General features: G+C 31.4%; 18 protein-coding genes. 3 read left to right on the forward strand and 15 right to left on the reverse strand.

The genetic code is table 11. The annotated features are described in order from the left end of the window. Window positions 1-24 precede the first annotated feature (24 nt). A complete protein-coding gene (locus tag ACW9XH_RS06455; RefSeq protein WP_457759817.1) occupies window positions 25-729 on the reverse strand; it encodes a DsbA family protein in 705 nt (234 codons plus the stop codon). Window positions 730-801: 72 nt separating this feature from the next. Here ACW9XH_RS06455 and ACW9XH_RS06460 point away from each other — a divergent pair, with 72 nt between their 5' ends. Next, complete coding sequence (locus ACW9XH_RS06460; protein ID WP_457759818.1) at window positions 802-1,758, forward strand: TackOD1 domain-containing metal-binding protein; 957 nt, start codon at window positions 802-804, stop codon at window positions 1,756-1,758. On the opposite strand, the gene ACW9XH_RS06465 is transcribed toward ACW9XH_RS06460, so the two are convergent. The 9 genes from ACW9XH_RS06465 to ACW9XH_RS06505 all read right to left on the reverse strand — a co-directional run bounded on the left by ACW9XH_RS06465 (window position 1,745) and on the right by ACW9XH_RS06505 (window position 8,806). Beyond that, window positions 1,745-4,420: a polysaccharide deacetylase family protein gene (locus ACW9XH_RS06465; protein WP_457759819.1), complete on the reverse strand. Its 2,676-nt coding sequence runs from the start codon at window positions 4,418-4,420 to the stop codon at window positions 1,745-1,747. The genes ACW9XH_RS06460 and ACW9XH_RS06465 overlap by 14 nt on opposite strands. A gap of 7 nt (window positions 4,421-4,427) precedes the next feature. After that, a complete protein-coding gene (locus tag ACW9XH_RS06470; RefSeq protein ID WP_457759820.1) occupies window positions 4,428-6,254 on the reverse strand; it encodes a glycosyltransferase family 2 protein in 1,827 nt (608 codons plus the stop codon). Window positions 6,255-6,484: 230 nt separating this feature from the next. Further along, on the reverse strand, window positions 6,485-6,637 hold the full coding sequence (locus tag ACW9XH_RS06475) for a hypothetical protein (protein WP_457759821.1): 153 nt from the start codon (window positions 6,635-6,637) through the stop codon (window positions 6,485-6,487). Between the two features lie 171 nt (window positions 6,638-6,808). Further along, complete coding sequence (locus tag ACW9XH_RS06480) at window positions 6,809-6,934, reverse strand: hypothetical protein (protein ID WP_457759822.1); 126 nt, start codon at window positions 6,932-6,934, stop codon at window positions 6,809-6,811. Between the two features lie 67 nt (window positions 6,935-7,001). Then, the gene (locus tag ACW9XH_RS06485) at window positions 7,002-7,310 is read right to left on the reverse strand and encodes a hypothetical protein (RefSeq protein ID WP_457759823.1); all 309 of its coding nucleotides are present in this window, start codon (window positions 7,308-7,310) and stop codon (window positions 7,002-7,004) included. Between the two features lie 49 nt (window positions 7,311-7,359). Next, window positions 7,360-7,548 (reverse strand): hypothetical protein, encoded by a 189-nt coding sequence (locus tag ACW9XH_RS06490; RefSeq protein WP_457759824.1) that lies wholly within the window; start codon window positions 7,546-7,548, stop codon window positions 7,360-7,362. A gap of 328 nt (window positions 7,549-7,876) precedes the next feature. Beyond that, window positions 7,877-8,092: a hypothetical protein gene (locus ACW9XH_RS06495; protein WP_457759825.1), complete on the reverse strand. Its 216-nt coding sequence runs from the start codon at window positions 8,090-8,092 to the stop codon at window positions 7,877-7,879. A gap of 263 nt (window positions 8,093-8,355) precedes the next feature. Further along, a complete protein-coding gene (locus ACW9XH_RS06500) occupies window positions 8,356-8,541 on the reverse strand; it encodes a hypothetical protein (RefSeq protein ID WP_457759826.1) in 186 nt (61 codons plus the stop codon). 67 nt (window positions 8,542-8,608) lie between these two features. Then, window positions 8,609-8,806: a hypothetical protein gene (locus ACW9XH_RS06505; protein WP_457759827.1), complete on the reverse strand. Its 198-nt coding sequence runs from the start codon at window positions 8,804-8,806 to the stop codon at window positions 8,609-8,611. A gap of 78 nt (window positions 8,807-8,884) precedes the next feature. On the opposite strand from ACW9XH_RS06505, the gene ACW9XH_RS06510 reads away from it, so the two are divergent. Further along, complete coding sequence (locus ACW9XH_RS06510) at window positions 8,885-9,934, forward strand: type II glyceraldehyde-3-phosphate dehydrogenase (RefSeq protein ID WP_457759828.1); 1,050 nt, start codon at window positions 8,885-8,887, stop codon at window positions 9,932-9,934. A 2-nt stretch (window positions 9,935-9,936) separates the two neighbouring features. Here ACW9XH_RS06510 and ACW9XH_RS06515 read toward each other — a convergent pair whose 3' ends face one another. Beyond that, window positions 9,937-11,190 carry a hemolysin family protein gene (locus tag ACW9XH_RS06515; protein WP_457759829.1) on the reverse strand — a complete coding sequence of 418 codons (1,254 nt, stop codon included), beginning with the start codon at window positions 11,188-11,190 and terminating at the stop codon, window positions 9,937-9,939. Between the two features lie 137 nt (window positions 11,191-11,327). Next, window positions 11,328-12,665, reverse strand: a complete 1,338-nt coding sequence (gene thrC / locus ACW9XH_RS06520; protein ID WP_457760029.1) for a threonine synthase — start codon at window positions 12,663-12,665, stop codon at window positions 11,328-11,330. 105 nt (window positions 12,666-12,770) lie between these two features. Here thrC and ACW9XH_RS06525 point away from each other — a divergent pair, with 105 nt between their 5' ends. Further along, window positions 12,771-13,145: a hypothetical protein gene (locus ACW9XH_RS06525; RefSeq protein ID WP_457759830.1), complete on the forward strand. Its 375-nt coding sequence runs from the start codon at window positions 12,771-12,773 to the stop codon at window positions 13,143-13,145. Window positions 13,146-13,446: 301 nt separating this feature from the next. Here the strand turns inward: ACW9XH_RS06525 and ACW9XH_RS06530 are convergent, their stop codons facing one another. The 3 genes from ACW9XH_RS06530 to ACW9XH_RS06540 form a co-directional block, all read right to left on the reverse strand. Continuing rightward, on the reverse strand, window positions 13,447-13,758 hold the full coding sequence (locus ACW9XH_RS06530) for a hypothetical protein (RefSeq protein ID WP_457759831.1): 312 nt from the start codon (window positions 13,756-13,758) through the stop codon (window positions 13,447-13,449). 66 nt (window positions 13,759-13,824) lie between these two features. Then, on the reverse strand, window positions 13,825-14,271 hold the full coding sequence (locus tag ACW9XH_RS06535; protein WP_457759832.1) for a hypothetical protein: 447 nt from the start codon (window positions 14,269-14,271) through the stop codon (window positions 13,825-13,827). Window positions 14,272-14,312: 41 nt separating this feature from the next. After that, window positions 14,313-14,894, reverse strand: coding sequence for a resolvase (locus tag ACW9XH_RS06540; protein WP_457759833.1), 582 nt, complete (start codon window positions 14,892-14,894; stop codon window positions 14,313-14,315). Window positions 14,895-15,124 lie beyond the last annotated feature (230 nt).

Consider the following 15,124-nt stretch of genomic DNA (forward strand, 5'->3'; position numbering starts at 1 on the left):
TATGAATAAAATGATCGCTGATCGTTATTTCCCTAGTTCTGCATCTAAAACTTTCTCAAATGTTTCTAAAGGCTGTGCTCCAAATAATCTGGAAGTTTTTCCATCAGGACCTATCACAAAAAATGCGGGGGTTCCAGTCAATTCTAAACTTTTTGCATCTTGATTACTTGCAAGAATAGTTTGTGAATGCTTTCCATTTAACATACAATCCGACCACACATCCATATCTAATCCAATTTCCTGAGCAAATCTTCCTAAATTTTCCGATGATGCCCAACCATTATTTTCCCCTGTCCAATTAGAGTACAAAATATCATGATATTCCCAAAACAATCCTTGATCATTTGCACAATGGGCTCCATGTGATGCATTGATGGAGTCTGGACCAATTATGTTGTAATCTTTGAAAATCATCTTTACTTTGCCTGTTTCAACATATTTTTTCAAAATATCATCTTCTGTAGAATGAAAGAAAACATTGCAAAAGTGACATTGATAGTCCCCAAATTCAATTAGTGTGACTGCTGCTGCTGGATTTCCAAGAATGGGGGAACCATTTGCGAGAAACGTGTCTATTGTTATTTTTGCTGGACCTACTTGTTGAGTAGTAGGTGTAGGGACAATTTCAAGTTCTACTTGATTTGAAATATTGTTAAATCCAAAAAATATGATGACCATTACAATAGATGCTATTGCAGCTCCTATTGCTAGAGAAGGACCATGAATCAATAATGTTTATTTTTTTTGGCACATTTAGTCTTTTATAGACAATTTTTATTTTAGTATATCTGGTAAATCATAATGAGTTCCAAAAATTCGGTACTAATCATCGAAGATAGTCCTGCTGTTGGTATGTTGTTAGCTGAATTCATGAGAAAATTAGGATACACTGATATCAAAACTGCCGAATCTGGACATGCTGGAATGTCTCTTTTCAAACAGTTTGTTGAAAAAGATATTACTCCTTTGATATTTTTGGATTATAATCTTCCTGATAGTACTGCAAATTCTATCATGTCTCAAATTTTGCCGATTAAGCCTTTTACAAAAATTATCATTGAAACAGCAAATGGCAAAGAAGAGGACACCATAAAGGAAGTAATAGGATTGGGTGCATATCACTATCTTCAAAAACCAATTCATTTCAATGAAGTCGAAAAAATCATCACAATATTGGAAGAAGAAGAATCTTACTTGGAGAAAAAATCCCATCACAATAATCTTCTAGAGGATGATGATATTGATGAAGAAAAAATTATTGAACATATTGATTTTATTTTAAACACTACTAATCAAATCAGTTTAAATAAAATTATACAGATCCTAGGATTTTCAAATGATTTCATTAAATCTTATTTAAACAAATTAGAAACTGAAGGAAAAATTATTCCATTAGCTAATAAAAAAGAAATTGCCTGCAATCAATGTGATGATATACGCACATCACAAGTTTTCTATTGTCCTAATTGCAAAAATTCAAATTTTAAATTAGGAAAATTGATTGAACATTATGATTGTGGTAATATCACTGAAGAAAACACATATCAAAATGACCTGTGTCCAAACTGTAAAAAAGAAATTAAAGCATTAGGTGTTGATTACAGAATTATGCAAAATCATTACATTTGTAATGATTGCAGTGAATTTTTCCCTGAAATTTCTACAAGTTACATTTGTTTGAAATGTGAAAATAAATTCAAATTAGAAGAAGCACGGTGGAAATCAAGCATGAATTACAAGGTTATCAATACAAAATAATTCCATTTTTAACTAGATACTCTATTCCCTGCACGAATGTTTTATCATCGATTGAGCCTTCTGCCCACCATTTTGCATTATTTTTAATCCACTTGGGGATGTTTTGTATGGTTTTTGAGGTTTGAGATTCTTCACTAACATTAATTATTTTCTCTGTTATCAAATACTCTATTCCCTGCACGAATGTTTTATCATCGATTGAGCCTTCTGCCCACCATTTTGCATTATTTTTAATCCATTCGGGTACTGTTACAACAAGGTTAGAATTGATTTTACCAATTGAAACTATTTTGTATCCTTTATCATTAAATTCATCAATAAGTTGTTTTAATTGGATAATTTGTTCACTGTTGACATCATTCACATATGTTGAATTTTCTACCTTTGAAAATTCTTGAGCCTGAATGGAAATTACTGCAAATCCATAATTGTCTATGCTGCGAATACTTTCTAAAATTACTTGTTGATTTTCTACCCCTTCAAAAATATTTTTTGAAGGATTAAATTTACCTGTAGATGACGTCTGAGGGAATCTGTAAGTATCTTCTCCTGTAAATAGAAATGGTGGTGAATCACCATTCACTAAACTTGCACTGATATGTGTGATGTTATTTTCTTTCAGAATATCTAGTGTGTCTGAATTGAATTTATTGTCTGGCGGTATGAATATTTTAGGTGCAATGTTAGTATGTGTTTTAATTATTTTAATTGAATTTTTTAAATTTTCATTTTGTTCTTCTTTATCTAAATTTGTAAATGGGGTTAATCCACTACCTTTTGTTGCTATTTCCAGTTTTGATTGATTATCTTTTAGATGAATATTGACAAATTCTGTAATTTTTGGATCATTCCCAAATGCATTTGCAATCACTCCTATCGTTAGAGGGGTGTTGTTATCTGCAAATGTCTCCATAATTTTCATTTGTACTTTGTTTAACCAGTAATCTTGAACTCCATCTAATCTAAAGGCTATACAATTACACGAATCAATAGTTTCTTCAACAACTACATTTTCTATTGGGACTTCTTCTATGGGCTTAATTTCACTAATTTTCACAATATTTGAGTCCAGTTCAACAATTTCATCTAATAACTCACTGAGATTTGATAGTGATTCTTGATTTGGAGCATCATATTTCCCATTACTGTTTAATGCAAATTCTTGTGGGTGAATCATGATCATTGCATAACCTTTAGTATTGAGATTCTCAATAACTTTATTTTTAATATCCTCTTTATCTCGCATATTCCAATCTGTTGTTTTTACTAGTAAACCTGTTTCAGTTGTAGCTGGAATATTGTAAAATAAATCCCCCTCGATGAATATGGCATCATTATCATTTACATGTGATGTTAAATACGAAAAATTATTTTTCTTTAAAATATCAATAGTTGTAGAATCATACAAGTTTTGAGGAGGTATGAATATTTTAGAATTGATTCCAAATATTTCAAATAATTTTTTATTAGTGTCTATAATTTTTTGCTCTTGTTCTTTTTCATTTACATTTGTTAGGACATCGTTGTCCCAACTGTGATTTGCTATCTCTATATTATTTTCTTTTAAATTGTTTTTAATCGCTGATATAAGTTTCTCATCGGTTCCAATTGTTTTTCCTATTATTCCGACTGTTAGGGGGATTTCTTTTTCTGCAAATAAATTGATTATATCTATTTGTGTATCTGATAACCAATAATCTTGTATGTCGTCTAGCCTGAATGACACACAGTTGCATGATAATAGTGGATTATCTTTAAAATTAAACTTATTTTGATTTTTATAAATATTGAATTTATTCACATCTCCTGTAACATGAATAATTGTTTTTGGCCATAGTAGATTTTCAAGATTACTTTGCGAATTGATTTTTACAACATATGATCCAGATTTTAAATTGTCAAACTGGGCATTGCCTCTAAAATTTACATCGGATGTTACGATATCATTCCAATCTAAATCCGATAAAATTACTTTGTATGTTCCATCATTTGAAGTAATCAATTTACTTCCTGAAAAAAGGTTAATTGTAACTAATTCTTCAATCGTTTCTGGAATTGGTGTTACAATTTTTTGATCAGTTGCAATTCCTGGTTGTAATTTTATAGGTGAAAATGATGTGAGAAATATATCTTCTAAATAAACATCTGCCACATAATGATCATCTTGTAATGTCGTTGATTGAAGCCAATACCTAGCTGTTTCGCCATCATCATTAGTTGTTGTTCGCCTTAATTCGGAATTATCGTTGGATTTTAGCACTACTGTGGCTCCTCTAATTGGAATTTCGCCATTTTTATAAAATATCTGAAATTGTAAACCTCCAGATAAGGGAATGTTGATTGTAATTTTTTCAGGATTGTCTTTTAGCTGAACATATCCTACATCAGCATACATTCCATCGGCATAAACTTCAATTTTATATCTATGATTTATGGGAACTATGATGAAATCTGAATTACTGCTAAGTTTGTTTTCTAAAATTGGTTCTTTCTGAAAATCTTGATAAACTAAAATTTTCATTGAACTATAATCTGCTAAATCTCCGTTGGTATATTTTACATCAATTTCTATAGTTTGATTTTCTTCTGCATATACATTTTGAAAGCAAATTACAATCCCAATCATAAATATGAATAAAAATACTGATGAAATTTTATTCACGTTTACTTTACACTCCAATTCTTTTTGCGCTTGTCCAAGTAGCTTTTTTATTTCTTAATTGTTCTATAATTGCTTTTAGTAGCAAAAAGTCTATAATTTGCTTGAATCCATACACTAAGAATATTGTATACCACAACAATTTTGGATCTTCTTCATCTATTCTTAATGCCAAGGCAGTCATCAAAAAGTGAACCACTATGAAAATTAGTGAAATTTGTAAAATATACAACCCATCTCCCAAAATAACTCCCATGATGGCGTTTGCTGTGGCAATAAATCCAATTATTGGAGTTACCACCATGCCTAAGAACAGATAAGGTAATGACAATCTTTGCAAATAACCAAATCTAGGATTTGTTAGTGCATCTGAATGCCTTTTTAGAACTTGTATGTTTCCTCTATACCATCTCTTCCTTTGTGCAACAAAATCTTTCAACGTGTTTGGTGCTTCCGTATATGCTGTAGCTTTACTACTTCCTTGTGTAATCAACCCTGCTTTGAGTAGCTTTATTGTTTGATCAAAGTCTTCTACAATGGTATCTTTTCCATAAGCTCCAGCTTCTAACAAAAATGATTTTCTAAATGCGCCTAATGCTCCTGGAACTATGGTGATTGAACCAAATATGTCAAATGCCCTTCTTATAATTTGAATTCCTGTAATGTATTCTAAAGCTTGACATTTTGTCAACAGATTCATTCTATTTCTAACTTTGATGTTTCCAGCCACAGCTGCCACATGGTCATTCACTTCAAATCCTTTTACAATTTCTTTTAAAGAATTTCTCCCAATGATGGTATCTGCATCAACAATTACGATGATTTCTCCTTTAGCATACACCATGCCGTAATTTAGCGCCGTAGATTTACCACCATTTTCTTTATGTAATATGCGGATTTGATTTTTGTATCTAGATGCTACAGATAATGTAGAATCTTTACTGCCATCATCAACAAAAATTATTTCTTTATTTGGATATTTTGTTTCTAACAATCCTTCAATCGTATTTGCAATGACTTTTTCTTCATTATATGCAGGAATTATAATTGAAATTTTTGGAAATGATTTAACATCTTTTTGTGTATCTTCTCTATACTTACTTACAACAGCCATGGGAACAAACAACATTGTAGACCAAAATGATATAGTTAATGCCCATAACAAAATTATCCTTACTGGAGATTCCAATAATGTATATCCTTCATATGCAATCATTGTACCTATGATAAAAGGCGAACCTAAAAGAAATACAAGAAACACAGATGGCGCTCGTTTAGCTGATACATTTTTTGAGTATAGTTTGCCTGTTGCCCCCACCACATGATACAATGTAATTATCCCACCAATCCCCATAGCAATCATGCTGAGTGGACCTAAAATGAAAAAAACACTGGTTACAAGAAACACGACAATTGTAACTGTTAATCCAACTTGAATCAAATCGAGTTTATTTTTTGAAATTTTTATATTTTCAGTAATTTTTGGTTTATTTTTATTTAAAATTGGTTTTGCACAAAATTCATGATACCAATTATTTTGAAATCTTGAGGATTTTTCATCAAGTTTGATATCTGTTTTACATGAATTACATTTTATCATTTTTGGATTTAAGAAAATAGATTTGTTCTTTTTTTGAATTATTTTATTTTTTTTAATTGTATCATCATAAATATTTGAAATTTTTAAATCTAGAATTCTCTCCAAATAGTTTTTATCTGAATTTGTAATCTCTCTGTTTTGCCTGAGTCTTTCTAAGAGGTACTGATTTCTCCCCTCATCTCCTTTTGATTGTTCTATAGCATCTGCTAGTTTTAAAATGATGAAATTTTTGTTCAATTTTAATAATTATTAAAACATGATTTATGATTATATGTTAGTGCGTCATGAAATTTTTCCTTTCAGTCTATTTTTTTGCGCAAAATTATGAAAGAGTGTTTTTATCTAAAATCTTTAGTGTTCCCTATAAATTTCATAATATTCTACAGGATGGCTGAATTGCCTAAAATGATCAACTTCTCTCCAAAATTTCTCTTCATCAATATTTTTGCCTTTATCAATCCAAACATTTAGGATTTTTTGCATAAACATCTGAGTACTGTTATCAATTTGAGGCCTAACTCCATTTCTTTTTCAATTCTATCTCTTTCTTCCTTGAATTTTTTTAATAATCCTTTGAGATGATTTCCATTCATTTGTGCTATTTTCTCTTTTTTTGCCAATTGAATATCTTTTTTAAAATTGGATAAAAAACCCACATGTTTTTCATTGATTCTAAGATTAAAGAGTTACAAAAACAATGATGAATGCAACTAAAACAATTGCTATAGATATTTTCATAAATGATGACATATCTTTGATCAAATTATCGTGTATTGTTGTGGTTTTAAGTATTATATTTTTGGCAAATTTCCTGTTTTACCCAAATTTGATTTACAAACTTTACAGTAAAGTCTTATCTCCTTTGATGGGAATTCTGTTCCACAATTTTTACATATAAAAAATTTCTCATCAGCCATGTTTTTATTAATCATATAATGAACTTAAGAGTATTGATGTATCCTTTCAATTGCTTATTTTGTAAAATTATCTTGCAGGTCTTTTAAAGCCTGGTTTTATTATGCAGTTGGATGCAGAAGACTTTAGAAACTTTCTATCATGCATTTCACTTTTTGTTTTATCGTCATTTGATATTTCTTCAATTTTGTAAATTCTTTCGAGTGTTTTTGATGTTTTATTATTAATTGAAGGGAGGATGTTCAATGGTGAAATTTTCTTTTTGTTTTTATTTCTTGGTTTATCAGGATCCGTTGGATTTTTTTGAGTCCATGTGATGTTTTTGACATCTGTTGAAGATGACATTTCTTTATTGTAGTCACCCAAAGATTTTACCATAATTTACTATGAAACGTTCAAAACATAAGCGTATTGATTTGCTTTCACGTTATTTTCTGTTTTGATGAACTTTGTTGATTATTGATTGCATACAGTCGTGACAAATTACTGATTTTTCAGTCATTTTACGTATTGATTCGTGGTTTTGTAATTCTGAATCATGTGTTGCAGCAATGATCGTTTTATTACTCCATACTTCAAAATCTTTTTTCTCTTTTGAGCAAACAACACAATTCATGATTTTTAGAATTTTCATGTGGACTTAAGCATGTTGATAATTCTCAAAAAAGTTTAGAATTTAATTAATTAGGAACTACTGAACCAACTAAAATGATATTATTGATTTTTAACTGTGTCTTTCCATCCTGTAGTTTCAAACGAAGCAATATTGAAGAAGAAGAGTTCCTAAAGCATTTGAGCGTACATCATGATGAAATGCTAGATATTTCAAAAAAAGAAAATATCTCCATTAAAGCAGTAGAGATGATGACCTCCAACTCCAAAACGTTCATCAATTCTGGTTAATCTCAATACCGATTTATCTGAATCTGGAATAATGGATATGTTTAATTCAAAACACCTTTGTCGTCTTTGGTATCTGATTCAATTAATGCCTTGATCTGGGATGTGTTATCGCAGTTTTTTCTAAACCACACATTGTGTTGTAAAATTCTAACCATGCCTTCTCTCTTGGGACTATTTGGATCTTTGGGATGTTTTGTCAGTATTATGGCTTTTACTTTATTCTTACATGTTGTACAATAGACAAAAACTTCTTCCATATTTTATGATGAAAATCCCAGTTAAAATAAAGTTCCCTGTTTGGATATTTTATATTTTAGAGTTTAGAATACTGTTACCTGCCTGTAACATACATGATATACAATATCGATGAAACAATAATTGAAACGCCAACAATTATGAATCCTTCTTTTTTTGAAAAAACACTTGCTCTAAAACTCATAGATTTTTTACGAGAATTACAAACTTAAGGATTATGAAGTTAAAAATTTCATTTTTAAATGTACGATGAAATATTCCAATCCTAGGTAAATACCCAACAATCGTGTTCTGGCGTGTCTGATTTTCCATATCTTTCATGGAATTTAGGTCTTGTAATTAGGTAGTTTCTGAATTGTTCTTTTTTTATTGCCATTTGTAAATCAATTACTGTCCTTTCTTCCTTTATCATTTTTTTCATTCTTTGTTCAGGGGTTCGTATCTCTGACATGACTATCTCTGTATCTTGTATTGCCAGATACCACTTAAGATTATGACTGTTTCAATTATTACAAGTTTTATTTCATGCCTTTTTCTAATTTAATTTTTCGAATCACATCTCTAACTAATTCTTCATCTTTGATGACTAATTCTTGTATTTTTTTCTCATATTCTTCATCGCCCCATTTTTCTAAATTGAACATTTCTTTCACTAATTTTACGATTTCAGATTTATTTCTCTGATGATCCCGTTTTGCTATTTCTGAACCTTCCACTAATTTCTTGTAAGAATTATGAACTTAAGGATTCTGGATTACACTAATCTAAATAAATGGGTCCAACACATCAAATTTGTGAAGAAAGTCTTTGTTAACGGGTATGGCTCTATTGGAAGTAGAATTGTTTCATTTCTAAAAGATGATCCTGAAATTACTGTTGTAGGTGTTGGAAAATATTCCCCTGATAATAAAGTAAATGAAGCAATAAAGAAAGGAATTGATGTATATGTTCCAGAATCTAAATTAGATGAATTTTCAAATTATAAAATTTCAGGTTCTATTGAATCAGCATTAGATAAATCTGATTTTGTTATTGATGCGGCCCCTGGTGGACATGGTTATAAAAATAAAAAATCCCTTTATGAGCCAAAAAATATTCCTGCAATTTATCAGGGTGGAGAATCTACGATTGGTTCTGAAGCCGTATCTGATTTATTATTTAGCTCTAGAGCAAACTATGATCAAGCATTAGGAAAATACCATGTAATGCAAGGGAGTTGTAATGTTACAGGGATGGGGAAAATATTGGAGCCTTTGCGTGATAAATTCGGTGATCAATTAGTAAGATTTGATGTTACTCTTGTAAGACGATGGGCAGATATTGAACAAACTGAAAAAAAACTCTCAGACACCATTGAAATGACTGAAAAACCACACCATGGTGATGATGTTAAACTGTATTTTGGAAAAGATGCACCCTTGTATGTTCGTGCCATCAAAGTTCCTACCAGACAAATGCACTTACACATAATGGATATCAGATTCAAAGATACGGCACCAAAACCATCAGAAATCCATGAAATATTTGCAAATGAATTTGGAGTTGCAACATTATGGACTGCAAAGGGGACCAAAGATGTGCGAGATTGTGCGCAAAATATGGGCTTTAATTTTACAGATACCAACATGATCCATATTCATGCAAATATGACTACATCTATTGGCGACACAGTACAAATGATGTATTCTGATGATCAAACTGGAATTGTCATTCCTGAAAATCACATGCTTATGCAAGCAATGTTGTTTCAAAAATCTTACAAAGATGCATTTGCTCACACTGAATCTATATTTCACATGATGGAGAAAAAACAAAAACTACAAGAATATTTCAGTAAAAAATAATCTTATTTTTTAATTCTCTCTATTCTTATTTTTTCTGGAATGTTTTTTGTTACTTTTTCAACAACTATTCTTACGTTGTCAATCTCTAGTTTATCTCCCTCTTGCGGAATATCTTGTAATCTTTCATGAAGTAAACCGTTTAATTTACTATAATCGTCACCTTCGGGTAATTCGGATTTGAAAATTTTATTGATCTTTTCAATTTCAATTTCCCCATCTGTTTCAATTGTATCTTTATCAATCACATAATGATCTGCCTTGGGAGTTGCATCAGTCTCATCTTCAATGTCGCCAATTATTTCTTCAATGAGATCTTCTAATGTGACTAATCCTTCAACCCCGCCATGCTCATCAATTACGATAGCAAGATGTGTTTTCCTACCTTTCATTTCTTTTAGCAATGAACTTACCATTTTTTCTTGAGATACAAATACTGGCTCTCTTGAAATTTCTTGAAGAGATTTCATTTTACCCTCTGATTCCAACTCTTTTAGAACATCTTTGACATGAATAAACCCAACAATATCGTCATTTGTCTCTCCAAAAATCGGGATTCGTGAATGGACGTTTTGATTGATTAACGGTAATGCTTCAAACAATAACATTTTTGCAGGGAGTATGACCATCTTAGTTCTCGGGGTCATTACAGTTCGAATCACAGTATCATCAAATTCTAATGCACTGTGAACAAGATCACTTTCATCTTTTTCTAATGCTTTATCTGCTAAACCTTGTTCGACAATTCCTTTGATCTCTTCCTCTGTAATTGGGGGTGAGGTGTAACTACTACCAGTTAATTTTACCATGCTTCTTGTAATGATTTCAAACAATTTCACTATTGGCCATAATGCATAACTAAACACAAGCAACACTCGTGCAAACCGTAAAGCAATTTTTGTAGCATTTGCATTACAATATGTTTTTGGCGTAATTTCACCAAAAACTAATATCAGAAATGTCATTATCCCAACTGCGATTCCTAACCCATCATTTCCAAAAATTCTCATTGCAATACTTGTGGCAAATGCTGATGATCCTACATTTACTAGGTTGTTTCCAAGATTTACACTAGACATCATCCATCCAGGATTATGTTTTAATTTGTATAGTGCTTCAGCGCCTTTTACTTTTTGTTTTCTTAGTTGATTCACTTTTGAATTTCTTGTTCCAACTAAAGCAACTTCTAACCCGCTGAAAAATCCAGATAATCCAATAAGAACAGATAGTACTGTAATCTCAATCCATAAATCCACCATCATATTCTCCTTGAAAATACATTAGCCCATTTGTAACAAATACACATTTAGTTTTTTGACACCATCTTTTGGTTGTAATTTTTTTACAAACCATGGATTTAAAGTTAAAGATGAATCTTTCCTGAGGCTAATTAAGGCTAATTTTTAGGTGGAATGGCAAATCTGTTCTCCGGATTTCTGTGGTAATCTACAGGTATCATGGCATCTTTTTGTCTGCCTGTGAGAATTCCTACCACCACATCGTCTTTTTTGATGATTCCTTCGTTAACCAATTTTTTAATTCCCACTACTGTTGCTCCAGATGCCATTTCACAATCAAATCCATTTAATCCAACAACAGACATACCGTCTAGCATTTCAGAATCTGTCACAGTTGTCACTACTCCATTTGTAAATTCTAATGCACGTAAACCCTTCAAAATATTTGCAGGTCTTCCAATTTGAATTGCAGTAGCTTTGGTTTTTGGTCTTAATCCTTCTTTATCTAGATGATCATAATATCTAGAAATTAGTTCTGTGTTTGGATTACCTTTGTTCCATCGTAATTCTTCATTTTCAAATTTACCATTATACAAATCAGATAATGTACTTGCACCTTCAGAATTGATAACTGCAATTCTAGGTATTTTTTTAATCCATCCCCATTCATATAATTCCATTAATGCTTTACCACAGCTAGATGTATTTCCTAAAGCTCCACCAGGATACACAATCCAATCTGGTGCTTCCCATTCCAAATATTCTAAAGCTCGGAATGGAATTGTTTTCTGTCCCTCGATTCTAAATGGATTTATGGAATTTACCGTATATCCATCATGATTTTGTGCATCATCTAATGATTGTTTTAATGCATCATCAAAATTGCCATCTACTTCTACAATTTGTGCTCCAAATTGGTATGCTTGACTAAGTTTACCTGGAGCTATTTGACCTGCAGGGATATACACATCACATTGTATTCCTTCATTTGCTGCAAACATTCCTGCTGCTGCAGAAGTGTTTCCAGTTGATGCACAAACAATTTTCTTTGCACCCACCATTTTTGCATGAGTGACAGCTGTTGCCATCCCATTATCCTTGAATGAACCACTGGGATTGTATCCTTCAGGTTGCAACCATAAATTATTATTTGAAATTCCGATAAATTCTGCAGCTTTTGACATGTGATATGGCTTGGATTGTCTTCCTTCTGCCCCATCTAGAGATACAAGATATTTTGAACACTCTTCGATATTTTCAGTGTCGATTTGACAAAAATTTAACAATTCTCTAAATCGCCACACTCCACTTTCATTGAAAATGCTTCCTTCAGAATTTCGTCTCTGGTAAAAAACTTCTTTGAGTTCTGGGGATGGGATATTTTTATATTTTACATCTAATAGGTGGCCTTTCTCACATTGAACATTTGTATTCTCAATTGGGTATTCCAATCCACATTGTGGATCAATACATTTTAGATATGCGTCACCTTTCATCATAATTACAGATAATCAGTGATAATTTAAAGGAAATACTGTAAACATTGTTTGAGTTGAGCTGTTTTTGCTAAACTTTAGATTGGACGTGTTTTGATTCTATCTGTGGTTACCTATAATGAACATCTAAAGAAAATTCTTTCACAAACTCTTGATTCATACAACAATCTTAAAGAAATTCAAGATAAGCCCGGTGATCTGGATTACATAAAGAAAGAAATGCTAAAAATCAACGGATTCCTCAAAGTGACTACAAATAACATTGACGAATATAAGATAACTTTGTCTGATTTTAAAAAATTAAAAGTGAAATTAGAACATTATTTGGAAAATTATTTTTTTGAAAAGGAGATTGAAACTATGGCCCCCTTATATTCAGATGATATTCACAGAATAAAAAACATGAGATTAAAAATCATTGAAGCGTTGGAAGACAAGCAAATGATAGAAAATATGAGGGATTTGGTAGGAGACCTATGATTAACGGAAAAAAATGCATTTTGTGTGGATGCCGTGATCATAAACTTTTGGGATGTAATCGACACATCTCAAAAAAATGTAGTTGTTATGATGATGAGAATTAATTTTAAAATAGTTATTTTCGTTTAGGGCCTGATCTTTCATGAAAGTTTAAACAACATTTGCATTCTTTTTCACGGCATTCGGCCTCACTATGATGTCCACAAATTCCGCATTCGCAACTATTTGACATGATTTTGATTGTATTATTTAGAATATAATTTATCCCCCAATTTTTTATGAGTTTAAGCTCAAAACAAAACTATTTTTTAGATTTTGTCTTTTTTACTGGTTTATCTTCTAATTCTTTTTTGATTTCATCGGCTTTATGATCTACTGCTTTTATAATTTCTTGAATTATTCCATCCAAATCACTATCTTCAGCTTCTGGTTCTATGGTGCTTGCAATTTCTGTAATGGTATTTGAAATTTCGGAACTTACATCTTCAAAGCTTTCTGGATCTTCATATGCAGCATTGTAAAGATCTTTTAGATTATTTACATGGCCAATTACCTGTTCAGTTAATACTATTTTGTAATCAGTCCCATTCACTGCAAATTCTTTTGAACTCATAATGTTTTTTCAATATCTTTTGTTTATAACGTTTTCATCCAAATTGATCATATGTTGGATGGGTAATCAGAATACTATGTAATCCAGTGCTGAGGCATCACTGATTAGTCTGGTGTGTTTTGAACCTACCACATAACCATTTTTGATATCTTCTGCAGGGATCCATCTATTTGTAGATGAATAGTGTCTTTTTTCAGCTAGTTCTCTTTCGATGGATTCAATATCAAATTCTGCCTCTTCTACCTGCTGTGTTGTAAGATGCTTGATAGTTACCATGATTTTTGTAACTTTTACACGATCACCAAATTTCCATTTTAGAACAGGATTTTCATCTGAGACTTCTAATACTTTGATCTTCATCTGTTTTTTTCCAAATGCATCATAGCTGATCAACATTCTTTCATCCGTAAATTCTTCAAAACTAACTCTTGAATTTACTTCGGCATCTGAAACTGTTTCAAGTAAAGATTCTACATTATTTTCAGAAGATTCTGTATTGTTCTCTTCAGACATACATATACATGACATCTTATCCTTAAAAACGATTTGAAGAATTAATTCAATTTGGCACTAGTTCTCTGTTTAGTTTTAAATGGCATTTTGCACTCTTTGAGAAAAATTTCTTTTCTAGACCCGTCTACTTTTGCAAAAAATTTGCCTTCATATGTACATACACAGTCAGTAATTTCAAGAGATTCATCCCAGATCTTAAAGTATTCTCGTAATTCTCGACTTTCATATATCCCAATTCCTAGTCTCTTTTTTGATAAAAATTTGAATGCCAGCAGGACATTTCTTTTTTTGTAAATATCAAATGTTTTAATCCATGCCAAACATCGTTCAATTTGATCAGCTGGTACGGGTAAGGATGTACTAGTGCCAGATTTTGCTTCAATTGTGAATATTGTGCTATTGTCCGTATTTACAGCCAAAACATCAGGTAGTGCAATGCTAGGAGAACCTAGTCTAAATGCCTTCCAATTATCTGCACCATTGAATCTCTTTACGATTGTATCTTCCCATTGGTACCCCCTCTGTCTGCGTGTTCTTGCGGTTCTTTGATTATTTGTCATTGGTTTTTCATCCTCTTTTTGCTTTGTAACCACTAATGAGGAATATTTTGATCTCACTGGCATTTGTTAGTCTATTAGGTATAGTAAAGCAGGTAATTATACAATAACTGTTGAAATAAGTTATCTTATTGTTTCCTATTAATGATAAATTAAACAAATTCTCTAATGAATGAAACATTGACACTAGGGGAATTTATACAGACAAAACCTGACTGTAAAAAAATTAGTTGTGAAAAGCATGAGAATTTTAGATGCATTTACCAATGCAACATACTCTAAGACATTTAGTGAAA

It is taken from the genome of Candidatus Nitrosopumilus sp. bin_32a, assembly GCF_054095935.1.

Coding starts and splice junctions, on each gene's coding strand:
- ACW9XH_RS06460 (WP_457759818.1), top strand. CDS start 802: ATGAGTTCCAAAAATTCGGTACTAATCATCGAAGATAGTCCTGCTGTT.
- ACW9XH_RS06480 (WP_457759822.1), bottom strand. CDS start 6,934: ATGGCTGATGAGAAATTTTTTATATGTAAAAATTGTGGAACAGAATTC.
- ACW9XH_RS06485 (WP_457759823.1), bottom strand. CDS start 7,310: ATGGTAAAATCTTTGGGTGACTACAATAAAGAAATGTCATCTTCAACA.
- ACW9XH_RS06490 (WP_457759824.1), bottom strand. CDS start 7,548: ATGAATTGTGTTGTTTGCTCAAAAGAGAAAAAAGATTTTGAAGTATGG.
- ACW9XH_RS06495 (WP_457759825.1), bottom strand. CDS start 8,092: ATGGAAGAAGTTTTTGTCTATTGTACAACATGTAAGAATAAAGTAAAA.
- ACW9XH_RS06500 (WP_457759826.1), bottom strand. CDS start 8,541: ATGTCAGAGATACGAACCCCTGAACAAAGAATGAAAAAAATGATAAAG.
- ACW9XH_RS06515 (WP_457759829.1), bottom strand. CDS start 11,190: ATGGTGGATTTATGGATTGAGATTACAGTACTATCTGTTCTTATTGGA.
- thrC (WP_457760029.1), bottom strand. CDS start 12,665: ATGAAAGGTGACGCATATCTAAAATGTATTGATCCACAATGTGGATTG.
- ACW9XH_RS06530 (WP_457759831.1), bottom strand. CDS start 13,758: ATGAGTTCAAAAGAATTTGCAGTGAATGGGACTGATTACAAAATAGTA.
- ACW9XH_RS06535 (WP_457759832.1), bottom strand. CDS start 14,271: ATGTCTGAAGAGAACAATACAGAATCTTCTGAAAATAATGTAGAATCT.
- ACW9XH_RS06540 (WP_457759833.1), bottom strand. CDS start 14,894: ATGCCAGTGAGATCAAAATATTCCTCATTAGTGGTTACAAAGCAAAAA.